This window comes from Streptosporangium minutum (assembly GCF_002149035.1).
Taxonomy (GTDB): Bacteria; Actinomycetota; Actinomycetes; order Streptosporangiales; family Streptosporangiaceae; genus Streptosporangium; species Streptosporangium minutum.
In genome coordinates this window covers 1-3272 of record NZ_NGFP01000436.1, presented here as the reverse complement: position 1 = coordinate 3272, position 3272 = coordinate 1, and the positions used below count along the sequence as shown (strand labels likewise).

At 73.8% G+C, this 3272-nt stretch carries 2 protein-coding genes; one reads left to right on the top strand and one right to left on the bottom strand.

What is annotated here, in order from left to right; translation table 11 throughout:
* A partial coding sequence (locus tag CA984_RS43190; RefSeq protein WP_086579061.1) for an efflux RND transporter periplasmic adaptor subunit occupies positions 1 to 1135 on the bottom strand: 1135 nt, incomplete at its 3' end.
* Between the two features lie 149 nt (positions 1136 to 1284).
* Here CA984_RS43190 and CA984_RS43185 point away from each other — a divergent pair.
* A complete protein-coding gene (locus CA984_RS43185; protein WP_086579060.1) occupies positions 1285 to 3102 on the top strand; it encodes an efflux RND transporter periplasmic adaptor subunit in 1818 nt (605 codons plus the stop codon).
* The last annotated feature ends 170 nt before the right edge of the window (positions 3103 to 3272 follow it).

The following is a 3272-nucleotide window of genomic DNA, read 5'->3' as shown; positions in this document are numbered from 1 at the left end:
CGCCCAGACCGGGGAGACCACCGCCCTGCTGGGTGGTGCCGGTGGCCGCCGGGCGGACGATCTGGTCGCCCTCGCCGAGCCCCGACTTGATCTCGGTGAGCGTGTCGCCCTTGACGCCGACCTCGACCTGGGTGGGCACCTGCCGGCCATCCCGCAGGACCGTCACGGTGCTCCGGCCGCCCGCCGTGGAGATCACTGTGGAGGAGACGGCGAGCACGTTCTCGGCCTGCTCGACGACCACCTCGACCGTGGCCGTCTGGCCGAGCCTGACCTCGTCGGGGACCTCGGTGAAGGAGATCGTCACCGGATACTGGACCACGTTGTTGCTGGTGGCCGCGGTCGGCTGGATCTGGGTGACCTTGCCGGCCCCGGTGACGCCGGTCAGCGCGTCGAACCGGATCGAGGCCTTCTGACCGACCTTGAGCTTGGTGATGTCGGACTCGGTGAAGCTGCCGACGAGCTGGAGCTTCCGGGTGTCGGCGAGCTCGATGAACCCGCCGGACCCGCTTGCCGCGGCGCCGGAACCACCGGAACCACCTGAGCCTGCGCCGCCTGAGCCTGAGCCTGAACTTGCGCCTGCGCCGCCCTGAGATGTGCTCGCGGACGAGCCGGACGAGCCGGACGCGTTGGAGGAGCCTCCGACCGTGCCGTTGACGGCGGTGACCGTGCCGCCGAACGGGGCCTTGATGACGGTGCCCGCCACGGTGCGCCGGGCCGCCCGGTAGGTGTTCCTGGCGGTGACGTACTGGGCGTAGGAAGCGGCGGTCGAGGTGTCGTCGTCCGCGGAGTCCAGGGCGGCGGCGGCCGCGTCCAGGCTCTCCTGGGCGGAGGTGTCGTCCAGCCGCGCGAGGATCTGCCCCTTGGAGACCCTGTCCCCGACCTTGACGTAGATCTTCTCCACCGTGCCGCTCGATCCGAAGCCGAGCGACCGCGCCCGGGCACTCTCCACGGCCCCGGAGGCGGACACCGAGGCGACCACCGTGCTCCGGGCCGCCGACACGGTCCGCACCGCGGCGTCGGCGGAGGAGGAGGCCGCCCCGCCGAGAGAGGAGTAGGCGATCCCCGCGCCGCCCAGCAACAGGACCCCGAGGGTCCCGTTCACGATCAGCGCTCTGCGCTTGGTCGACAGCTTCACAAAGTCGTACCTTGGCGGAGTTTCCTTGGGTGCAACCCCGGCTCCGGCTGAAGGTTGGCTGAAGATCGCGTACGGCGGCCGGGGATACGCAGGAAACCCTCAGCTGTTTGTGAGGAGAGAGTGAATCAAACAGACCAGGATGGTCCGTCATGAGACCGACCAAGCTCCCGAAGCCCCTGCGGACGGGAGGACTCGCTCTGGCCGCCCTCGTCCTGGTGGGCGCGGGTGTGTTCTACGCGCTTGACGACGGCTCGGCCCCGGCGCCCCGGGTGGAGCTCGTCGCCGCCAAGCGGGGAACGGTGACGGCCGAGGTGTCCGCGGCGGGCAACACCGTGGACGACGGCACCCGGGAGCTGGCCTTCGGCGGCTCCGGCACGGTCACGAAGGTCTACGTCAGGGCCGGGGACAAGGTCGGCAAGGGCGACGTGCTGGCCAGGATCGGCTCGGCGCCCGCACGCGAGCGCTACACCGCGGCCAAGGCGCAGCTCTCGGCGGCCCGGGAGGCGCTGGACGGAGCCGGGGAAGCGGCGACGGCGCAGCCCCAGGCCCAGGAGCAGTCCCAGGAGCAGAACCGGCAGCAGGCCGACTCAGCCCGGCAGGCGGCCTGCGAACCCACGTCGTCGCCGRCACGCCCCACCGCCACCCCCGGCCCGAGCGGCACGGCCGGCCCCCGCCGGACGGCCGGACCGGAGAGCACGGCCGGTCCGAGCCGCACCGCCGGCCCGACCGGCACGCCCGGCCCGGCCCGCACGTCCACGCCGGCCGGATCGGAGCGGCCGGTGGCGGTCGCCCCGGCCGGCGGGATCGCACCGGCCCGGTACTCCCCCGATACGCCGCGGACGCCGTCCTCGACGCCGACCCCGTCGCCGTCGCCGACCCTCACCGACGGCCCCCCTGAGCCCGCGCCGACGGTGACCGTCACCGTGACGGCGACCCCGACCGTGACCGTGACGGCCACGGTCACCGCCACGGCCACGGTGACCGCCACGCCGGGCACGGGCCATCCGCCCGCGAGCACGGGACCCACGCGTCCCGGCCCGGCGCCCAGCCTGACGGCCGGGCCGAGCGAGCACCCCGGCCCCAGCTCGTCGGCCGGGCCCACCACCGCCGCGACCCCGACCGCCAAGCCCGGTGCGAGCTCGGAGCCGACCGTCGGCCGGACTCCCGGGCCGCGGTCCACCGCGTGCCCGGGACAGAGCTCCAGCCGCCGTTCCGGCCAGGACGACGGCACCGGCCAGCCGGGCACCGGCCTCACCGGCCGGCCGAGCGCCGACAGCGGCGGTGCCAGCCGGTCGGGCACCGGCACCGGCGGGCAGCGGACGCTCAGTGTGGAGCAGGCCGAGGCCGACGTGAAGAGGGCGGAGGCGGACCTGACGGACGCCCGGGAGGAGCTGGCCGGTGTGCGGATCGTCGCCCCCGCGGACGGCACCGTCCTGTCGGTCGGCGGGACGGTCGGCGACAGCGTGGGCACCGGCGCGTTCCTCGCTCTCGGCGATCTCGACGAGCTCCAGGTGGAGGCGCTGTTCACCGAGTCGGACATCGGGAAACTGAAGCTGGGACAGCGGGCGGCGATCACTCTGGCCACCCGGGAGGGCGAGGAGTACACCGGTACGGTGACCCGCATCGCGCCCACCGCGACCACCACCGACCGGCTGGTGAGATACGGGGTCACGGTCGCGTTCGACGAGGCTCCGGCCGGTCTCATGGTCGACCAGACCGCCACCGTCAGGGTGACCGTCGCCGAGTCGGAGCAGGCGCTCTACCTTCCGGCCCAGGCCGTGCGGTCCAAGGGCGGGTCCTCGGTGGTCACCGTTCAGGGCGGTGCCGAGCGTGTGGTCAGGACCGGGGTCCGCGGCGACCGGTACGTCGAGATCACCTCGGGTCTGCGGGAGAACGACCGGGTCGTGCTCCCCGGCGGCACGGCCACCGGAGGATTCCCCGACAGCAGCTGGCCGGAAGGCTCCTGACGGCGCTTTCCCGCGATCCGTCGGGATCGGCCGCTCCCGGCGCGACCGATCCCGACGGATCGCGGGGACTCCCACCCGCTCGTGCTCGCGTCTCGAAACCACCGCCCGGCGTCTCCGGCAGATCGGATGTCCGGCGGGGTCAGTCGTGTTCGGGGGCCAGGGGTCAGTCG